At 73.3% G+C, this 18,434-nt stretch carries 16 protein-coding genes and 1 pseudogene; 10 read left to right on the top strand and 7 right to left on the bottom strand.

Annotation, left to right across the window (positions count from 1 at the left end):
- A pseudogene (locus ACFQ46_RS24155) lies at positions 1 to 144 on the top strand (D-erythrulose-4-phosphate isomerase 1); the annotation flags it as partial.
- 82 nt (positions 145 to 226) lie between these two features.
- Positions 227 to 1,741 carry an FGGY-family carbohydrate kinase gene (locus tag ACFQ46_RS24150; RefSeq protein ID WP_380262887.1) on the top strand — a complete coding sequence of 505 codons (1,515 nt, stop codon included), beginning with the start codon at positions 227 to 229 and terminating at the stop codon, positions 1,739 to 1,741.
- A 4-nt stretch (positions 1,742 to 1,745) separates the two neighbouring features.
- On the opposite strand, the gene ACFQ46_RS24145 is transcribed toward ACFQ46_RS24150, so the two are convergent.
- From ACFQ46_RS24145 to ACFQ46_RS24135, 3 genes are read right to left on the bottom strand one after another with little or no spacing between them, the layout of a single operon-like run.
- On the bottom strand, positions 1,746 to 3,449 hold the full coding sequence (locus ACFQ46_RS24145) for an acetyl/propionyl/methylcrotonyl-CoA carboxylase subunit alpha (protein ID WP_380262885.1): 1,704 nt from the start codon (positions 3,447 to 3,449) through the stop codon (positions 1,746 to 1,748).
- On the bottom strand, positions 3,446 to 5,002 hold the full coding sequence (locus ACFQ46_RS24140) for a 5-oxoprolinase/urea amidolyase family protein (protein WP_380262883.1): 1,557 nt from the start codon (positions 5,000 to 5,002) through the stop codon (positions 3,446 to 3,448). Before ACFQ46_RS24140 ends, ACFQ46_RS24145 begins: the two co-directional genes overlap by 4 nt.
- A 2-nt stretch (positions 5,003 to 5,004) precedes the next feature.
- Positions 5,005 to 5,766: a LamB/YcsF family protein gene (locus ACFQ46_RS24135; protein WP_380262881.1), complete on the bottom strand. Its 762-nt coding sequence runs from the start codon at positions 5,764 to 5,766 to the stop codon at positions 5,005 to 5,007.
- A 61-nt stretch (positions 5,767 to 5,827) separates the two neighbouring features.
- Here ACFQ46_RS24135 and ACFQ46_RS24130 point away from each other — a divergent pair, with 61 nt between their 5' ends.
- The gene (locus ACFQ46_RS24130; RefSeq protein ID WP_380262879.1) at positions 5,828 to 6,481 is read left to right on the top strand and encodes a GntR family transcriptional regulator; all 654 of its coding nucleotides are present in this window, start codon (positions 5,828 to 5,830) and stop codon (positions 6,479 to 6,481) included.
- Here the strand turns inward: ACFQ46_RS24130 and ACFQ46_RS24125 are convergent.
- Complete coding sequence (locus ACFQ46_RS24125; protein WP_380262877.1) at positions 6,457 to 7,680, bottom strand: hypothetical protein; 1,224 nt, start codon at positions 7,678 to 7,680, stop codon at positions 6,457 to 6,459. The two genes, ACFQ46_RS24130 and ACFQ46_RS24125, sit on opposite strands and share 25 nt — an antisense overlap.
- Positions 7,681 to 7,818: 138 nt before the next feature.
- Between ACFQ46_RS24125 and ACFQ46_RS24120 the strand changes: the two genes are divergently transcribed.
- From ACFQ46_RS24120 to ACFQ46_RS24105, 4 genes are read left to right on the top strand one after another with little or no spacing between them, the layout of a single operon-like run.
- The gene (locus ACFQ46_RS24120) at positions 7,819 to 8,514 is read left to right on the top strand and encodes a DUF969 domain-containing protein (protein ID WP_328293282.1); all 696 of its coding nucleotides are present in this window, start codon (positions 7,819 to 7,821) and stop codon (positions 8,512 to 8,514) included.
- Positions 8,511 to 9,539 (top strand): DUF979 domain-containing protein, encoded by a 1,029-nt coding sequence (locus ACFQ46_RS24115; protein WP_380262875.1) that lies wholly within the window; start codon positions 8,511 to 8,513, stop codon positions 9,537 to 9,539. The genes ACFQ46_RS24120 and ACFQ46_RS24115 overlap by 4 nt, the downstream gene beginning before the upstream one ends.
- Positions 9,539 to 10,567 carry a DUF2891 domain-containing protein gene (locus tag ACFQ46_RS24110; protein ID WP_380262873.1) on the top strand — a complete coding sequence of 343 codons (1,029 nt, stop codon included), beginning with the start codon at positions 9,539 to 9,541 and terminating at the stop codon, positions 10,565 to 10,567. The genes ACFQ46_RS24115 and ACFQ46_RS24110 overlap by 1 nt, the downstream gene beginning before the upstream one ends.
- 4 nt (positions 10,568 to 10,571) lie before the next feature.
- Entirely contained in the window at positions 10,572 to 11,000 is a 429-nt protein-coding gene (locus ACFQ46_RS24105; RefSeq protein WP_380262871.1) for a hypothetical protein, read from the top strand.
- Here ACFQ46_RS24105 and ACFQ46_RS24100 read toward each other — a convergent pair.
- Positions 10,987 to 11,934, bottom strand: coding sequence for a sugar-binding domain-containing protein (locus tag ACFQ46_RS24100; RefSeq protein WP_328293278.1), 948 nt, complete (start codon positions 11,932 to 11,934; stop codon positions 10,987 to 10,989). The two genes, ACFQ46_RS24105 and ACFQ46_RS24100, sit on opposite strands and share 14 nt — an antisense overlap.
- A gap of 157 nt (positions 11,935 to 12,091) precedes the next feature.
- Here ACFQ46_RS24100 and ACFQ46_RS24095 point away from each other — a divergent pair, with 157 nt between their 5' ends.
- Both ACFQ46_RS24095 and ACFQ46_RS24090 read left to right on the top strand, forming a co-directional pair.
- A complete protein-coding gene (locus ACFQ46_RS24095; protein ID WP_328293277.1) occupies positions 12,092 to 13,186 on the top strand; it encodes an alcohol dehydrogenase catalytic domain-containing protein in 1,095 nt (364 codons plus the stop codon).
- Positions 13,183 to 14,502 (top strand): MFS transporter, encoded by a 1,320-nt coding sequence (locus tag ACFQ46_RS24090; protein WP_380262869.1) that lies wholly within the window; start codon positions 13,183 to 13,185, stop codon positions 14,500 to 14,502. The genes ACFQ46_RS24095 and ACFQ46_RS24090 overlap by 4 nt, the downstream gene beginning before the upstream one ends.
- Before the next feature lie 222 nt (positions 14,503 to 14,724).
- On the opposite strand, the gene ACFQ46_RS24085 is transcribed toward ACFQ46_RS24090, so the two are convergent.
- Positions 14,725 to 15,672: a ribonuclease Z gene (locus ACFQ46_RS24085; protein ID WP_380262867.1), complete on the bottom strand. Its 948-nt coding sequence runs from the start codon at positions 15,670 to 15,672 to the stop codon at positions 14,725 to 14,727.
- 583 nt (positions 15,673 to 16,255) lie between these two features.
- On the opposite strand from ACFQ46_RS24085, the gene ACFQ46_RS24080 reads away from it, so the two are divergent.
- Entirely contained in the window at positions 16,256 to 16,753 is a 498-nt protein-coding gene (locus ACFQ46_RS24080; RefSeq protein WP_380262865.1) for a cell wall-binding repeat-containing protein, read from the top strand.
- A gap of 28 nt (positions 16,754 to 16,781) precedes the next feature.
- Here the strand turns inward: ACFQ46_RS24080 and ACFQ46_RS24075 are convergent, their stop codons facing one another.
- Positions 16,782 to 18,311, bottom strand: a complete 1,530-nt coding sequence (locus tag ACFQ46_RS24075) for an FAD-binding oxidoreductase (RefSeq protein WP_380262863.1) — start codon at positions 18,309 to 18,311, stop codon at positions 16,782 to 16,784.
- Positions 18,312 to 18,434 lie beyond the last annotated feature (123 nt).

Below are 18,434 nucleotides of genomic sequence, written 5' to 3'. Positions count from 1 at the left end.
AAGGAGCTCGCCCGCCGTCTGGCGAAGGAGTTCCTGGGCTACGTCTTCGACGAGACCTCCGCCTCCGCGGAGAAGGTCCAGGCCATCAGCGGCTACGAGACCACCGCGAACACCGACGCCGACGTGGCCGCCTCCTCCTGCTGAGCCCCCGGCCCGGCGCCGCGTCCTGACTCCCGTCCCCGGGTGACAGGATGCGGCGCAGGATCGGCGCAGGGAGGCGTGGACGGTGCAGCGGGATCTCCTGCTCGGGGTCGACATCGGCACCGGCAGCAGCAAGGGCGTGCTGACGACCCTCGATGGACGGGTCCTGGCCCGTGCCTCGCGCCGGCACCGGACCGACAACCCCCGCCCCGGCTACGTCGAGCACGACGCCGACGCCGTGTGGTGGGACGACTTCTGCGCCGTCTCCCGCGAACTCACGGCCCGCGCCGCTGACCCCACCGACGTCGCCCGCGGCCGGGTGGTGGCCGTCGGCGCCAGCGGCATCGGGCCCACGGTCCTCCTCGCCGACGAGCACGGGCGCCCGTTGCGTCCCGCGATCCTCTACGGCGTCGACACCCGCTCCGTCCAGGAGGCCGCCGACCTCGAGGAGCGCTACGGCGCCGAGGACCTGTTGCGCCGCTGCGGTTCCACGATGTCCACCCAGGCCGCCGGCGGGAAGCTGGAGTGGCTGCGCCGCCACGAACCCGACGTGTTCGCCCGGGCGCACCACTTCTTCATGTCGAACTCCTACCTCGCCTTCAAGCTCACCGGCGAGTACGTCCTGGACCAGCACTCCGCCAGCCAGACGACCCCGCTCTACGACCGCCACGAGGCGGCCTGGATCGAGGACCGCTGCGAAGAGGTCGCCGCGGGCCTGCCCATGCCTCGGCTCGTCTGGCCCTCCGAACGGATCGGCACCGTGACGGCCGCGGCGTCCGCGGCGACGGGGATCCCGCTCGGCACACCGGTGGCGGCCGGCACCTGCGACGCGTGGGCCGAGGCGGAGAGCGTCGACGTCGGCCGGCCCGGGGACCTGATGGTCATGTACGGCTCCACGACGTTCTTCATCGCCGTCACCGACGGCCCCCGGGTCCACCCCGCGCTGTGGGGGACGGCCGGGGTTCGGCCGGGGCAGAACACCCTGGCCGCGGGCATGGCGAGTTCCGGCAGCGCCGTCGAGTGGTGGCGGGAGACGAGCGGTTCGCCCGACGTGACGGACCTCGTCGCCGAGGCCGCCGCCGTACCGCCGGGTTCCCACGGGCTGCTGGCGTTGCCCTACTTCGCCGGGGAGCGCACACCGTTCGCGGACGCCGACGCCCGAGGTGCCCTGCTGGGCCTGACGTTGCGCAGCACCCGTGGCGAGGTCGACCGGGCGCTGCTCGAGGCGACCGCCTACGGGGTGCGGCACAACCTCGACGTGATGCGTGACGCCGGCGTCGACATCCGCCGCGTGGTCGCCGTCGGGGGCGGGACGGGTTCCCCGTTGTGGCCGCAGATCGTCACCGACGTCACCGGCCTGCGCCAGGAACTCCCCGCCGAACGGGTCGGGGCCGCCCTGGGTGACGCGAAGTTCGCCGCGGTCGCCCTCGGCGCCGTCGACGTGGACGCCACCTGGAACCGCGTCGAATCCGTCACCGAACCGGATGCCGTGGCCGCCGAGGTCTACGCCGAGCTGTACCCGGCCTACCGACGTCTGCACGAGGTGACGGCGGACCTCCAGCACCAGTTGTCGGCGCTGGAACGCCGCACCCGGCGCTGAGCCCTCACCCGATCCGGGCGAGTTCGGCCCCCTCGCGGAACTGCTGGCCCGGTGTCGCGGTCAGCTGGATCCGACCCGCCCGGTGGGCGAGCAGCGGGGTCTCCATCTTCATGGCCTCGATGGCGCCGAGGTGCTCACCCACCCGGACCTCCTGGCCGTCCACGACGTCCCAGCCCACCAGGCTGCCACCGACCGGAGCGCTCAGCACGGCGTCGTCGGTCACCGCTCGGGGGGCGACGGGTGCCGGGTTCGCCTGAGCGAGACCCGCGGGCAGGGCGAGGGTGAACCGCCGGCCGTCCAGTTCCACCCAGGTGCGGACCACCGCGTCGTCGGAGGGGGGGAGCGGTCGGTCCGCGGCGAGGTCGTCGAGCCAGTCGCACTCGGTCTCGATCCACCGCGTGTGCACCGCGAAGTCGTCGGTGAACGCGGGGTCCTCCAGGAGTCGGCGGTGGAAACCCGCGACGGTCGGGAAACCGTCGAGGCGCAGTTCCGCCAACGCCTGACGGGCCCGGCGCAGCGCGTGCCGACGGTCGCGGCCGTGGACGACGAGCTTCGCGATCAGCGAGTCGAACGCCGGGGCCACGACGGAACCCGTCGTGACCCCGCTGTCGACCCGGACGCCCGGACCGCCGGGCAGGTCGAGACGTCCCACCGCGCCGGGGGTGGGCAGGAAACCCCGACCCGGGTCCTCGGCGTTGAGGCGGAACTCGAAGGCGTGCCCGCGGGGTGCGGGGGTCTCCGTGACCTCCAGGGGCAGACCGTCGGCGACGAGGAGCTGCTGGCGCACCAGGTCGATCCCCGTGGTCTCCTCGGTGACCGGGTGCTCCACCTGCAGGCGGGTGTTCACCTCGAGGAACGAGACGACCCCACCGGCGCCGACGAGGAACTCCACCGTCCCCGCGCCGCGGTAGTCGACCGCGGCGCAGATCTTCTGCGCCGCAGAGACGACGGCCTCGTGCTGCGCGGCGGTGAGGAACGGTGCCGGGGCCTCCTCGACGAGTTTCTGGTTGCGCCGCTGGACCGAGCAGTCACGGGTGCCGACGACCACGACGTTCCCGCGGCCGTCACCCACGACCTGCGCCTCGACGTGCCGCGGGCGTTCCAGGTACTGCTCGACGAAGCACTCACCGCGCCCGAACGCGGCGACGGCCTCGCGGACGGCGGAGTCGTAGGCCTCGGGGACCTCCTCGAGGTCGTGCACGACGCGCATCCCCCGACCGCCACCGCCGAACGCGGCCTTCACGACCAGGGGCAGCCCGTGCTCGCGCGCGAACGCCAGGACCTCCTCGACCCCGGACACCGGCCCGGGGGTGCCCGCGGCCAGCGGTGCGCCCACCGAGCGGGCGATCTCGCGGGCGGCGGTCTTGTCGCCCAGGCGTTCGATCGTGTCGGGGGTCGGGCCGATCCACGTGAGCCCGGCGTCCTCGACGGCGCGGGCGAAACCCGCGTCCTCGGAGAGGAACCCGTACCCGGGGTGGACGGCGTCGGCCCCGCTGGCGCGCGCTACCGCGAGGAGCTTCGCCGCGTCGAGGTAGGTCTGCGCGGGGGTGGTCCCGGGCAGCGCCCACGCCTCGGTGGCGGTGCGGACGTGCAGCGCGTCGGCGTCGGCGTCGGCGTAGACCGCGACGGAGGCGGTGCCGTAGTCGGCGCAGCCGCGGGCGATGCGGACCGCGATCTCGCCGCGGTTGGCGATGAGGACCTTCTTCACGCCGACGTTCCTCCTGGTGTCGTGGGCCGGAAACGCACGCGGGCCCCCGGGGGGACCTGCGCGAGCAGGTCGAGGTGGTGGGCGGCCACGCAGGCGATGACCGGGTAGCCACCGGTGACGGGGTGGTCGGCGCCGAACACGACGGGCCGCCCGTCCGGCGGGACCTGGATCGCGCCGGGAACCGTTCCCTCGCTGGGCAGTTCGCCCGGCACCCGACGCTCCAGGGGTTCTCCGTCGAGGCGCAGGCCGACCCGGTTGGAACGCGGGGTGACCGTCCACTCCTGGGTGGCGAAGCGGTCGAGCGCCCCGGTCGTGAACCAGTCGTCGCGCGGGCCGAGCTGCACGTCGATCTCCACCACGTCCCCGCCGGCGGGGAGGTCCTGCGCCGCAGCGGTCCCCAGGGTGACCGGACTCCGGGGCGAGGGGCCGACGGGCAGGTGGTCCCCGGCCCGCACCGGGTCCGGTCCGGTACCGGAGAGGAGATCGGTGGAGCGGCTGCCCAGGACGGGCGTGACCGCGAGGCCGCCCCGCACGGCCAGGACCGACCGCAGCCCGCGGGCGGGACTCCCGACGAGGAGTTCCTCGCCCTCGTCGAGGGCGAACGCTCGGTCCGCGGCGACCGGGAACGTCGCGGTCGGGGTCGTGACGGTGAGTTCCGCGGGGGCGCCGGTCGAGGCGAGGACGAGGCGTCCGTGGGCCCGGACCCGCAACCCCCCGGCGACGACCTCGAGGGCGGCGAGGTCCGGGGCGTTCCCGACGAGGCGGTTCGCCCGGCGCAGCGCGGCGCGGTCCAGCGCACCTGACCGGGAGAGGCCTTCCGCGGACCGGCCGGGCCGGCCGAGGTCCTGGACGAGGGTCTGCGCTCCCGGGGCCACGACCTCGAGGAACGGCGCCTCGACGGGTTCGCGTCGCACCGGCGGGGGCGCCGCGGGGACGGGCGGCTCGGGGGTCTCGACGAACCGGACGCGCATGCCCGGCCGCAGCAGGGCCGGTTCGGCTCGCTCGACGTCCCACATCGTGGCCGACGTCCGTCCCAGCAACCGCCAGCCCCCCGGACTGGCCCGGGGGTAGATCCCGCCGAACCGGCCGGCGAGGGCGACGGACCCCGCGGGGATGGTCGTCCGGGGGGTCCCGCGGCGCGGGACGTCGAGGACGGGGTCGTCCCCCGCGAGGTAGGCGAAACCCGGCGCGAAACCCGTGAACGCCACCGTCCAGGTCGCGGCGGTGTGCCGGCGGACGAGGTCGGGGACGTCGATCCCGCACGTCCGGGCCACCTCGGCGAGGTCTTCGCCGTCGTAGTGCACGGGGATCTCGACCAGGGTTCCGGTCGCTGTCGCCCCACGGGGCAGGGACCGGTCGCGGACCGCGGCGGCCAGGGTGGCGGCACTGGTCAGCAGGGGCTGGAAGCGGATGAGGACGGTCCGCGCGGCGGGGACGAGTTCCGTCGTCCCGGGCGGGGGCCCGGCGGTCAGCGAGGCGTGCAGGGCGAGGGCTTCGTCGAGGTCGGCGACCTCGACCAGGAGGCCGTCGGACCCGCAGGGGAGGAACCGCACGGTCAACCGGCGAAGGCGCGGACGGTCACGCCCGCACCCTCGAGTCCGCTGCGCACGGCGCGGGCCATCTCGACCGCGCCGGGTGAGTCGCCGTGGACGCAGATGGACTCGGCCACGACGGGCACCTCGGAACCGTCCACGGCCGTGATGGTCCCGTCGCTCACCCACCGCACCATCCGGTCGGCGACCTCCTGCGGGTCGTGCAGCACGGCCCCGGGAACACGTCGGGAGAGGAGGTTCCCCTCGGGGGTGTAGGCCCGGTCGGCGAACGCCTCGGCGACGACCGTGAGTCCCGCGGCACGGGCCCGCTCCAGCAGCGGTGACCCGGCGAGGCCGACGAGGGGGAGGGACGCGTCGAAGCTGAGCAGCGCGGTGATGACCGCGCGGGCGTGCCGTTCGTCGTGGGCGATGGTGTTGTAGAGGGCGCCGTGGGGTTTCACGTAGTCGACCTGCGCGCCCAGCGTGCGGGCGACGCCGGACAGGGCGCCGAGCTGGTAGACGACGTCCCCGGTGAGTTCGTCCTCGCTCGCGTCGACGTAGCGCCGGCCGAACCCGGCGAGGTCGCGGTAGGAGACGTGGGCGCCGATGCGGACCCCGCGCTCCTTCGCGCTCGCCACGGTGCGGGTCATGGTGGCGGGGTCCCCGGCGTGGAACCCGCAGGCCACGTTGGCGCTGGTCACCGTGGCGAGGACCGCGTCGTCGTCGCCGAGCTCCCAGCGGCCGAAGCCTTCGCCGACGTCGGCGTTCAGATCGATGGTGGCCACGGATCGATCCTGCCGATCGTTCAACGATTCCGCAAGAGGTCCCGCTGGTACCGTCCACGACGTGGAACCCCAGGACCGCTCCGGTCGCGCGCACCGGGTCGCCGACCTGGTGCGGGACGGGATCCTCGACGGCAGCTACGGCGTGGGGTCGCGGTTGTCCGAACCCGAGCTCTGCGCCGCCTTCGAGGTCTCGCGGAACACGCTGCGCGAGTCGTTCCGGATGCTGGCCGAGGAACGGCTGGTGGTCCACGAGCTCAACCGCGGGGTGTTCGTCCGCGTCCCCAGCGAGCAGGACGTCCACGAGCTCTACGACGCCCGGCGGCTCGTCGAGTGCGCCGCCGTCCGCGACCACGGCCGGCGCACCGACGGCCTCGCCGACGTCGCCGAGACCCTCGAGCGCGCCGAGCGCCTCGCCGCGGCGGGGGACTGGATCGGGGTCGGTACCGCCGACATCGACTTCCACCGGGCCCTGACCGCACTGGGCAGCGTCCGCATCGAAGGACTCATGCAGAGCATCTGGAACGAGATGCGCCTCGCCTTCCACGTCGTCGGTTCCCCCGACGACTTCCACGGCTCGTACCTGGCGCGCAACCACGTCGTCCTGGACACCCTGCTCGAACGCGGTGGCGTCGCGGCGGCCAGGGAGTTGCGGAGCTACCTCGACGAGGCCGAAGGGCGCGTGCTGCAGGCCTACCGCGACCGCCGCTCCGCCTGAACGGCCTCGGCCGCGGCACGGACCAGCGCGATCGTCTGGTCGACGACCGCGCGGCGGTCCTCCTCGAACGCGGCGTCGGTGATCGCCGCGGGGTCGACGGGGTCGACGATCGCCGAGACGTGCAGGTGGCCGCCGGGGACGTGGTCCGCCCCGAGGGCGAGCCGCAACCGGTTCGAGCGGTACATGCTCTCGTTGCTGAGGTAGTCGCCGCCCGTCCCGGCCGCCGCGGTGCTGCCGGGGGAGGGGTCGGGGTTCGAGCGCAGCGCCACGGGGTCGGGGAACGACCCGGCGGGCCACTCCCGGATCCCCTGCTTCAGCACGACGGGCCAGGGGCCGGTGCCCGCCGCGACCATCGCGGCGTGCGGCAGGGTCGTCTCGATCCACTCGGGGTTCTGGTCGGGCTGGGCCCAGCGGGCGGCGCGGCCCACCGGCCCGAAGTGCTGGTCGCGGCTGTTGTCCGGGGTGCCGCCGCGGGCGTTCGCCGCCCACTTCTCCACGTCCATCCGGCCGCGGCTGGTCATGCTGATCGTGGTGATCAGGTCCGCTCCCGCGAGCAGGACCGGGCCGAACGCGTCCTCGACGACCCCCTGGTCGAAGTCGCCGTAGTTCACCGGCAGCACGACGGACCGGACGACGACACGCCCCGCCGGGGTGTCGAAGGTCGCGCCGTCCAGTTGCAGCGCAGCGCATCCGGACGGGTTGGAGTGCCGGACGTCGGCGTCGAGGCCGTAGGGGTCGAAACCGCTCACCGCGACGCGCAGGTCCCCCGCGGCGGCTCCCGGCCAGAGCGGGCGGTCGATGCCGCGGGAGGTCCGGTCCAGGACGTGCAGCAGGGCGAGGCGCTGGTGCTGGACCTCCAGGACGTCGCTGTCGAGGCTGCGCAGCACCGAACCCGTCGCGGTGCGGGCCCAGTACAGCGGACGGTCGTCGGAGGGATCCAGGCCGTCGGAACCCGGTCGGTTCCCCGCCCGCCGGACGGCGCTCTCCCACAGCCGGGTGCCGTGGTCGTGCACGACGGTGTGGAGGGCGTCGAGGGTGCTCGCCGTTCCCACGGCGGCCGTGAACTCCGCCACGAGCGTCGAGAACCCGGACGCGGTGAGGACCTGCTCGGCGACTGGGGCGGTGAGCCGTGATTCCTCCACCGTCGGCGGGAGCGGACGGGACGGGCTGTCGTGGGGTGTGCTGCTGGTGGTGGGCATGTCGACGTCACCTCGGGAGCTCGACCGGGAGTTGCCTGCGGAAACTGGTCCGACCGTACCCCTTGCGCGATCGTTGAACGATCCCTAGCGTCGCCGGGAACACTCGACCTCCCGTTCGTCCTCCGGAAAGGCGCGGAAGTGCTCGTTCTCCTCGGAATCCTCGTCGTGGTCGCGGGTTTCGCCCTGCGGCTCAACCCCATGCTCGTCGTCACCGTCGCCGGTCTCGTGACCGGTTTCCTCGGCGGGATGACCCCCGTCGAGGTGCTGAACGCGTTCGGGACCGGTTTCGCCGGTTCCCGGTCCGTCAGCATCTTCCTGCTCGTCCTCCCCGTGATCGGGATGGTGGAACGCAACGGTCTGCAGGAACAGGCCCGGCGGCTGGTGTCGAAGATGTCCCGGCTGAGCACGGGCGGGATCCTCGCGGGCTACTTCGTGATCCGCCAGGTCACCGCGGCCATCGGCCTGATGAGCATCGGCGGCCACGCTCAGACCGTCCGGCCGCTGGTCGCGCCGATGGCCGAGGCCGCGGCCGTCCGCCGGTTCGGGCCCCTCCCCGACGCGGTCTCGCAGCGCATCCGCGCGTTCGCGGCCAGCACCGACAACGTGGGCGCGTTCTTCGGTGAGGACATCTTCGTCGCCGTCGGGGCCGTGCTGCTGATCACCTCCTTCGTCGACACGACCTACGGCTACACGCTCGAACCCCTGCAGCTGGCGCTCTGGGCGATCCCGACCGCGGTGGTGGCGCTGCTGGTCCACGGCACCCGCAGCCTGCTCACCGACCGGGGGCTGGCCCGGGAGATGGCGAAGTTCGGGACGTCGGAGGTGGCGGGGTGATCCGCGTCGAGTGGTTCTACTGGGTGATGGGGTTCTTCTTCCTCGTCGTCGGCGCCCTCGTCGCCCGCGACCGGAGCAACCCCCGTCGGGCCACGAGCGGCGCGTTCTGGGCGTTGCTCGGTCTCTGCTTCCCCTACAGCTCGTTCGTCGTGGCGCAGACCGCGCCGGGGTGGCCGCTCGGACTCGCGATCGTCGCCATCGCCGCGATCGCGGGGACGGGTCGGTTGGCGCGCAGCGGGTCCGCCGCGGGCGGAGGGACGGCCGCGGTCGTCGACGGCCCGGGTTCCCCGACCGGTCGTGCGGGGACGACGCTGCTCGCGACGCGCGAGGTGCTCGCCGCCCGGTTCGGGAACCGTCTCTTCATCCCGGTCCTCATCATCCCGGTCGTGACCGCGTTGTGCGCCACGGTGGGCAAGGACATCACCGTCGGCGGTCAGCCGTTGCTCCAGAGCGGGAGCGAGACCGTCATCGGTCTCGCCGCGGCGGGGATCATCGCGGTCCCCGTCGGGATGTGGTTGTTCCGGCAACGGACGCCGGCCCTCGCCCTGACCGAGGGACGTCGCCTCACCGAGGACCTCGGCTGGGCCCTGGTCCTGCCGCAGTTGCTGTCGGTGCTCGGGCTCGTGTTCGCGACCGCCGGGGTCGGGGACGCCATCGGCACGACGGTCTCGGCCGTCCTGCCGGACGGCGCGCTGCTGCCGGCGGTGATCCTCTACTGCGTCGGCATGGCGGTGTTCACCGTCGTCATGGGCAACGCCTTCGCGGCCTTCCCGGTGCTCACCGCGGCGATCGGCTACCCGGTGCTCGTCGAGGCCATGGGCGGGAACCCGCCGGTGGTGTTCGCGATCGGGATGCTGTCGGGGTACTGCGGGACGCTCTGCACCCCGATGGCGGCGAACTTCAACGTCGTCCCCGTGGCGTTGCTGGAACTCAAGAGCAACTACGCCGTGATCCGGCAGCAGATCCCGACGGCCGTCCCGCTGCTCGTCGCGAACGTCGTCCTGATGTACTTCCTGGCCTTCTGATGCTCGCCCCGCTCGCCGGGCGGTTGGCCCGGACGGCAGTGGCGAACGTGCGGCAGGAGTTCCCCTACCTGCCGGGGACGGAACTCCGGGGTCCCGGGGACCTGGTCCTGCCGAGGGTGGCGCACCCGGCCTTCCACGGGTGCTACGACTGGCACTCCGCCGTGCACACGCACTGGCTGCTGGTGTTCCTCCTCCAGCACCACCCCGAGGAGATCGACGTCGAGGCGGTGCGGGCAGTTCTCGACGACCACCTCACCGCGGCCGGCCTCGAGCGCGAGACCCTCGCCCTGCGGACGTCGCCGGGTTTCGAACGCCCCTACGGCTGGGCCTGGCTGGTGACCCTCGCCGCGCAGTGCCGGGCCTGGACCGGTGCGAACCCCGCCTGGGTGTCGGCGCTGAGCCCCGCGGCCGACGCCGTCGCCGACCTCGTCCTCGACTGGCTGCCGCGGGCGGGGCGTCCGGTGCGTGCCGGGACCCACGCGAACTCCGCGTTCTCGCTCGGCCTGCTCCTCGACGCGGCTCCCGTGCTGGGTCTGGACGACCTGGCCGATGCCGTGCGCACGACGGCCGCGGACTGGTTCCTGCCCGACCGGGACGCCCCCCTGACCTGGGAACCGTCGGGAGAGGACTTCCTCTCGCCGGGTCTGGCCGAGGCCGACCTGGTGCGACGGTTGCTCCCCGCCGAGGAGTTCCCGTCGTGGTTGCAGGGGTTCTGGCCGGGGCTGGCGCAGGGGGAACCCCGGACCCTGCTCGAACCGGTCGCGGTGCCTGACCGGCTGGACGGCCGCCTCGGCCACCTCGACGGGCTGAACCTGTCGCGCGCGGCCGCCCTGGCGGACCTGGCCGCTGCGCTGGACCCGACCGACCCGCGACGGGACGTCCTCTCCGGCGCCGCCGACGTGCACCTCGGACGGGGTCTGGAGGCGTTGTCCGCCGACGGCTACGCCAGCACCCACTGGCTGGGGACGTTCGCGGCGCGGGCCCTCGCCGCTCGGGCGGGCGACCTCGGCGGACCTCGGCCACGATGAACAGGTGCACCGGCTGTCGAACGACGACGTGGCCTGCTGGCTGGTGAAGTCGGCCGGTCGGCCCGCGGAACTGGAGCCGACGGGGTGGCAGGCGGTGCGGCGCTGCCTGCGCCCGAGCTACCGGCTCGGCCTGATGGCCGCCGGGCAGCCGTGCCTGCTGTGGGTGAGCGGAGCGCGCGACCCCGGGGTCGCGGCGGTGGGACGGCTCGCGGGGGTCCCGGGCGACGACGACCGGGTGGAGCTCGACCTCCTGCCCCTCAGGGCGCCGGTCGAGCGGTCCGCGTTGCTCGCCGACGGCCGGTTCCGCGCGGCGGAGGTGATCCGCATGGCGGCGGGGAGCAACCCCTCCTACCTGCGCAGCGACCAGCTCGCGGCGGTGCTGGAACGGCTCGCCGACGACGACCGGGACGCGTGGGGTCTCACGCCGCCGTGAGGAGCTTGGCGGCCGTCGCCGGGTCGGTGACGAGGTGGTTGAAGAAGCCGCCGCGGGCACCGGCGAGGACGCTCGGCACCTTCACCGCCCCGTAGACGACGGCGATGCGGTGCGGGACGGCCCGCAGCACGTCGAGCGGGATCGCGATGAGTCGGTCGGCGCCGTCGTAGGAGATCTCCACGCCGTGCGCGTCGTAGAAGCGGGAGGCGACGTCGCCGACGGCGTCGCGCAACGGGGTCTCCGCGGTGGGGACGAAGCTCGGGATCGAGTCGCGCTGCAGCGGAGGGGCACCCACGCCCATGACCGCGCACCGGGCGCTCTCCCAGAGCGCGGTGAACCGCTTGAACTCCGGGTCGGCGACCAGGCTGCGCCGCAGCCCGCGCCCCGGGAACGCGGGAGCGTGCAGGAACCGCGGGGTCCCGCCCACGGCGGCGGCGACGCGACGGGTGATCTCGTTGGTCTGGTACCAGGCCTCGGCCTCGTCCTGGCCGCCGACCATCGGGGCCACGACGACACCCGGCAACGCGGGCAGTTCGCGTCGGGCGATCTCGTAGGCGGTCCGCCCCGAGGAGACCAGGAGCACGTCCCCGGCGACGAGGCCGAGTCCGGCGAGCAGCACGGCCAGGACGGGCGAGACGGCCTCCGCCACGTGCTGGGTCGTCGTGGCGGGCGACAGCCAGACCCCCTCCAGCCCGAGGGCCGTGCGCAGCCGTTCCGCGAGGTCGTCGGGGTCCTCCCGGGGGAGCGGCAGCACCTCGATGCGGACCAGCCCCCGGTCCCGCGCCTCCTGCAGCAGACGGCTCACGGTCGCGCGGGACGTGCCCAGCCGCTCCGCGATCTCGGCCTGGGTCGCGTCCTGCAGGTAGTAGAGCGTCGCGGCGGTGTGCGCCAGCGCCAGTGGGAACCGGCTGTCTCCCTTGGGCCCCTTGACCACGCGCCACCTCCTGTGTCGGCCGTCACGCTACCCAGCGGAGGGGAGCGCGCTCGAACCGGTCGTGCACATCTGTGCTGGACATCTGTGCTGACCGGTCCTAGGGTCGGGACAGGACGGACCCGTCAACGGGTCGACGGACTCTGCGAGGGAGCAGCTGATGACCGGCACTGAACCACAGACCATGCGAGCTGTCGTGGTGCACGGACCGGAGGACTACCGCCTCGAGGAGATCCCCGTCCCGGTCGCGGGACCGGGGGAGATCCTGCTGAAGGTCGAGGCCGTCGGCATCTGCGCCAGCGACCTGAAGTGCTACCACGGCGCCGCGAAGTTCTGGGGCGACGAGAACCGCCCCGCGTGGACCGAGACCGGGGTCGTCCCCGGACACGAGTTCACCGGTCGCGTCGTCGGGATCGATGCCGAGGCGACCGCCCGGTGGGGTGTGTCGGAAGGCGACCGCGTCGTCGCCGAGCAGATCGTCCCGTGCTGGAACTGCCGCTACTGCAACACCGGCAACTACCACATGTGCCAGCCGCACGACATGTTCGGTTTCAAGCGCCGCACCCCGGGCGCCATGGCCGAGTACATGGTCCTGCCGAAGGAGGCGCTGGTCCACAAGGCGCCCTCGGACCTCCCGCCGTGGCAGGTCGCCTACGCCGAACCGCTGTCCTGCGCGCTGCACGCCGTCGAGCGGGCGAACATCCGCTTCGACGACACCGTCGTCATCGCCGGCTGCGGCCCGATCGGTCTCGGCATGATCGCCGGTGCGGCCGCGAAGTTCCCGAAGCGCATCATCGCCCTCGACGCGCTGCCGCAGAAGCTGGAACTGGCGAAGAAGTGCGGGGCCGACCTCACCCTGAACATCACCGAGGTCGACGTGGTCCAGACCGTCAAGGACCTCACCGACGGCTACGGCGCCGACGTCTACATCGAGGGGACCGGTCACCCGTCGGCGGTGGCGCAGGGCCTGAACCTGCTGCGCAAGCTCGGGACCTTCGTCGAGTACTCGGTGTTCAAGGACCCGGTGTCGGTCGACTGGTCGATCATCAGCGACGACAAGGAACTGAACGTCCTGGGGGCCCACCTCGGGCAGAACACCTGGCCCGCCGCGCTCAAGCTCATCGCCTCGGGTCGGCTGCCGCTGGACGAGATCTGCTCCCACCAGCTGCCGCTGGAAGAGTTCCAGAAGGGACTCGACCTCGTGGCCGACTCGGCGAACTCCGTCAAGGTGTCCATCGTCCCGGGGTTGTCGTGACCCCGCAGAGCACGACCGCCGCGCCGCCGGAGGGTCGGCTGCAGCGACTGGGCATCCCCCCGGTCCTCCGCTGGGGTTTCGTCGGGGTCCTGGTCTTCATGACCGGCAACGGCGTCGAGTCGAACTTCCTGACCCCGCACCTGGTCGACGTGCTCGGTCGACCGGAGAGCGCCGTCGCGAGCATCATCACCTACTACAGCCTCTGCGTCCTCGTCGGCAGCTACGTGTCCGGGGCCCTGTCCGACCTGTTCGGGCCGCGCCGGGTCATGGCGCTGGGTTTCGTCGTCTGGGTCGTCTTCGAGGTGCTGTTCCTGCTCGCCCTGCAGGCGGAGAGCTTCCCGTTGGCCGCGGCCGCCTACGCCGTCCGGGGGTTCGGCTTTCCCCTGTTCGCCTTCGCGTTCCTGGTGTGGGTGAACATCACCACCCGGCCGGAACGCAACGGCGCGGCGGTCGGCTGGTTCTACGTCGCGTTCACCGGCGGTCTGCCGACGCTGGGCTCGCTGTTCGCCGTCGGGGCGATCCCGCTGTTCGGTGGCGGCACCCCGGGCGAGACCGGCGCGATGGTCGCCTCGATCGGCCTCGTGGTCATCGGGTTCCTCATCGCCTGGCTCGGCGTCCGCGACCCGCGCGGGAACCAGCGGATCGCCCCGGCGGAGGAGTCGGCCGCGCAGGTCCTGACCTCGGGCGTCCGGCTGGCGTTCCGGCAACCCAAGGTCGGCATGGGGTTCCTGGTGCGCCTCATCAACACCGCGCCCGAGTTCGGGATGTTCATCGTCCTGCCGGCCGTCATCGCCACCGAACGCGGCTGGGGCCAGTCCCGGTGGCTGGTCATGACCGTCTGCGTCTACGCGACGAACATCCTGGTGAACGCCATGTTCGGCGCGATCGGGGACAAGATCGGCTGGCAGCGCACCGTCCAGTGGTTCGGGATCGTGGGGTCCGCCGGCGGTCTGGTGCTCTGGTGGTACGTGCCGCAGCTGGTTCCCGCCGGCAGCACCTGGGGCTACGTCCTGTCCGTCCTCGCCGGCTGCGTCTTCGGGATGCTCCTCGCCGGTTTCGTCCCGATGGGCGCGATCATGCCCGCGCTCGCCCCCGACCACAAGGGTGCCGCGATGGCGATGTACACCACGGCCGCCGGCGGGGCGACGTTCCTCGGGTCCGCCGTCGTGTGGGTGGTGCTGCAGCTCGGTGGCAGCGACCAGGCCGTCGTGTGGTCCTTCGTCGGCCTCTACGCCGTGGCGTTCGTCCTGGTGCAGTTCCTCCGGGTTCCCCAGGTCCGCGCGACGCACGGGAAGCTGGAGACGGTCACCGCCTGACCGATCCCGACCGTCGAGGGAGCCCACCGCCACCCGGCGGTGGGCTTCCTGCCTTCGGTCGGTCCTGCGGGAGGACGACGGGGAACCAGTGGCCCCGGCTCAGGGAGCCTCGCCGGCGTCGGCGGCCTCCTCCTCCGGACGGGGCGGCACGTCCTCGTCCTCCTCGAGCTCGGGGACGGGCGGGTCGGCGGGGTCGAACGTCGGCTGGCTCACGCCCCGACGCTACGACGCCCGGGACACCGGCGCAGGGTGACGTCGGGGCGGTACCGCGACGACGTCGAGGTCGCGGGCGACGTGGACCGTCGTCCCGGCTCCGACCTCCGCGATCGCGGCCCGGGCTTCGAGCCCGAGTTCCTCCAGGTCGGGGTAGCGCTGCGAGAAGTGCGCCAGGACCAGCGTGCGCACTCCGGCGCGGGCGGCGGCGAGACCGGCCTGACGTGCGGTCAGGTGCCCCCGGCTGAGGGCCAGGTCGGCGTCGCGGTCGGCGTACGTGCACTCCAGGACGGCGAGGTCGGCGTCGCGGACGACCTCCTCGACGGCCGGGCAGAGGCGGGTGTCCATCACGAAGGCGAACACCTGGCCGGGGCGTTGCACGGAGACGTCGCCGAGGCGGACCCCGCGGAGCTCACCCCGTCGTGCCAGTTCCCCGACGTCGCGACCGCTGATCCCCGCGGCGGCGAGGGCGTCGGCGTCGAAGGACCGGCCCGCGGGTTCGGCCAACCGGTAGCCGATCGTGGGGACCCGGTGGTCCAGTGCCTGCGCGGTCAACCGGCACCCCGCGACCTCGGCCACGTCGACGGGCTCGTCCAGGGTGGGAACCCCCTCGACGGTGACCGCCACGTGCGCGGCGGCGACGACGGCGAGCGCGCGCAAGTGCTCGAACGCGTCGACCGGCCCGTGCAGGGTCACCGGACGTCCCGGTCCGTCCTGGGCCATCCGGTTCAGGACGCCGGGGATGCCCAGGCAGTGGTCGTTGTGGCGGTGGGTCACGCAGATCCGCTCGATGCGGGGTGCGGAGACCTCGGCGTGCAGCATCTGGCGCTGGATGCCTTCGCCGGGGTCGAAGAGGACCGAGGTGCCGTCCCAGCGCAGCAGGTACCCGTTGTGGTTGCGGGTCCTGGTGGGTGCCTGCCCGGCGGTGCCGAGGACGACGAGTTCGCGGGGGCTCACCCGACCATCCTGCCGAGTCGGCCGCAGGACGGCGCGACCGCGCACCCCCGCTGCGAATCCCACCCCGCAGGGACCGCGGGTCGACCGGTGCAGTTCGTCGCCGAGGTCGCTCCGTCCGATGAACGAAGGACCTCAGGGTTTCCGCGGTGCTGCGCCGTTGCGCGTCGTCGAGGCAACGGTTCAGGAGTTCCACGAACGTGCTGTGCCACGACACCGCCGTCGGGCCGCCCCCGTGCTGTGCACCGCCAGGCGACCCGGGCGGGTGGGGATCAGCGTGGTCGACGGGGTGGTGCTCATCGTCGCGTTCCGTTCCGGACGTCGGTACCTGCCGGGGCGAGCGCCCCGGCGCGTCGACACCCGAACCCGACCCGTCGTGCCACCGGCTGCAGGGAGTACCGGTCGACTACTCGCTGTGCTTCACAGGTGACTCCAAGAGGGTCTCGATGGCGAGGACAGGTGAACCTGCTCCTCGTTCGGCGGCTGCCCGGTGGCGGATCGTGGTCGACAGGGACTCCGGTCCGCAAACCTTGCGGGACCGGCGGTGACCACCCCGTCGGGCCCCACCTCGTCTGGAGAACCGACCATGCGCACCAAGACCCTCGCCTCGATCGCCGCCGTCGGGCTGGCCGCCGTCGCCGTCGCCTCCGCGAGCGCCGCCTCGGCCGCGGACGCCCCGCACGTGGACCGCGGTGCGCGCACCTTCTCGGCCGACGCCCTGCGCAGCGTCGAGACCAAGTCGGCGCAGACGGCGGCCGGCAACCTGCGCGTCTCCGGCGCGGACCGCTACGAGACCGCGGCCCAGATCTCCGTCCTGGGTGGCTGGGACCACGACACCACGCTCGCGGTGTTCCTCGCCTCCGGTACCTCGTTCCCGGACGCGCTCGCCCTCGGCAACACCTTCTCCGGGTCCGGTCCCCTGCTGCTGACCGAGCGCGACACCCTTCCCGCGGCGACCCGGGCCGAGCTCGCCCGGATCCGCCCCTGCTTCATCGTCGTCGCCGGTGGGGCCCCGAGCGTCTCCGACGCCGTCTTCGCCGACGCCGAGCAGTACGTCGACCACACCGGGTGCGACATCTCCTGAGCGTCCCCGCTCCGCCTCGGCGGCGGCTTCAGCCTCCCGTGCCGGGAGAGGCGAAGACGCCGTCGGGGTCGACGGTCGTGCGGACCTGTCGCAGGCGGGCGAGGTTGTCGCCCCAGCAGGCCGTCGCCCGGTCGGGGAGTCCGGCGTCGGCGTAGTTCACGTAGGCCGCGTTCCCGGTCCACCGGCTCAGCGCCGCGCGGGTCCCGGCGACCACGGCGTCGAAACCCGCGGCGTCCTGCCGTCCCGTCCAGGTGGCGGTGTGCTGGACGGTGGCGAGGGCGGTGCGCCAGGGGAACGCCGTGGCGTCGGGGGCGACGTCGGCCACCGCACCGCCGAGGGCGTCGAACGACATCCCGGCCTCGACCAGACCGGCCGGTGGTGCGTCGATGACCGCCTGCACCGCAGCGACTCCCGCCTGGACCCCGGCGTCCGGGAGTTCTCCGCCGAGCATCGAGGAGGTCGCGGCGAAGGGTTGCCGGTGGTCGCTGTCGAGGGCCTTCGTCGTGCACGCCGCCGCGTCCAGCCCGGAACACCCCGCCTCGTAGGCCATCGCCGCGGCGTAGTCGAGGCGGCGGTGGGTGTTCGCGGCGGGCGCGGGGAGGCGGCCGAGGAGACCCGCGAGGGCGGTGTCCAGGGAGGCCGACCCGGTCCACGCCCCGGAGACCTGCACCCGGTCGCCGTCTCCGGGGTTCGCGAGGAGCTTGCACGTGGACCACAGTTCCCGCGGTGCGTCCGGCAGCCACGCCTGCCAGGCGGTGAGCACGTCGGCCGCGCGTTCCCACGGCCAGCGCAGGAAGAACACCTCCACGTCGGGAGCAGGACGCAGCGCGAACTCCCACGACGTCACCGCGGCGAACCCCGTCCCGCCGCCGCGCAGTGCCCAGAACAGGTCGTCGTCCCCGTCGACGGTCTGCTGCTTCCCGTCCGCGGTGACGACCGTCGCGGAGCGCAGCTGATCGCAGGTGAGCCCGAACGAGGGGGCCAGCACGCCGACCCCGCCGCCCAGGGTGAGCCCGCTGACGCCCACCGTGGGACACGACCCCGCGCCGATCGCGAGACCCCGCGAACCCAGCTGCGAGTAGACGTCGATGAGGGTGGCACCCGCCCCGGCGGTCGCCCTCGTCCCGTCGGCCGACACCTCGACGGAGTTCAGTGCCGCCAGGTCCACGACGAGGCCCGCGTCGGCGGACCAGCCCCCGTAGGAGTGACCGCCGCCGCGCAGCCGCACCGGGGTTCCGGAGTCGGCCGCGAACCGGACGCAGGCCGCGACGTCGTCGGCGGTGCGGACGGGGGCCACGGCCTGCGGGGCCGCGGTGAACCGGGGGTTGTAGAGCAGCCTCGAGGGGTTCCAGCCGTCCCCGTCGGGTCGGAGCAGGCCCCCCGGCAGCTCCCCGGCGAGGTCGTCCCAGCTCGGGGGGCCGCTCGTCGGGGCCACGGGAGAGGTCGCGGACGGGCCGGCAGGGGTGGACGCGCGGTCGCAGGCCGCGGTGGCGAGGGCGACCCCCACCGCCAGGACGGCCCGTCGTGTCGTCGCCCGGGTGGTGATCGTTGGCTCCACGGTGTCGATCATCGACAGCGTGGAGCCAACGATCACCACCGGGGGGGCGCGCGACACGAGAGTTGAGCGGAACAAGCTCAACTCTGGCATGGTTGTACCCAACGTCAGTCACCCACCTCACGA

Origin of the sequence: Kineococcus sp. GCM10028916 (assembly GCF_042674865.1) — a bacterium.
Classification (GTDB): Bacteria; Actinomycetota; Actinomycetes; order Actinomycetales; family Kineococcaceae; genus Kineococcus.
The sequence above is the reverse complement of the archived record's forward strand: the minus strand, read 5'-3'. Positions and strand labels throughout refer to the sequence as shown.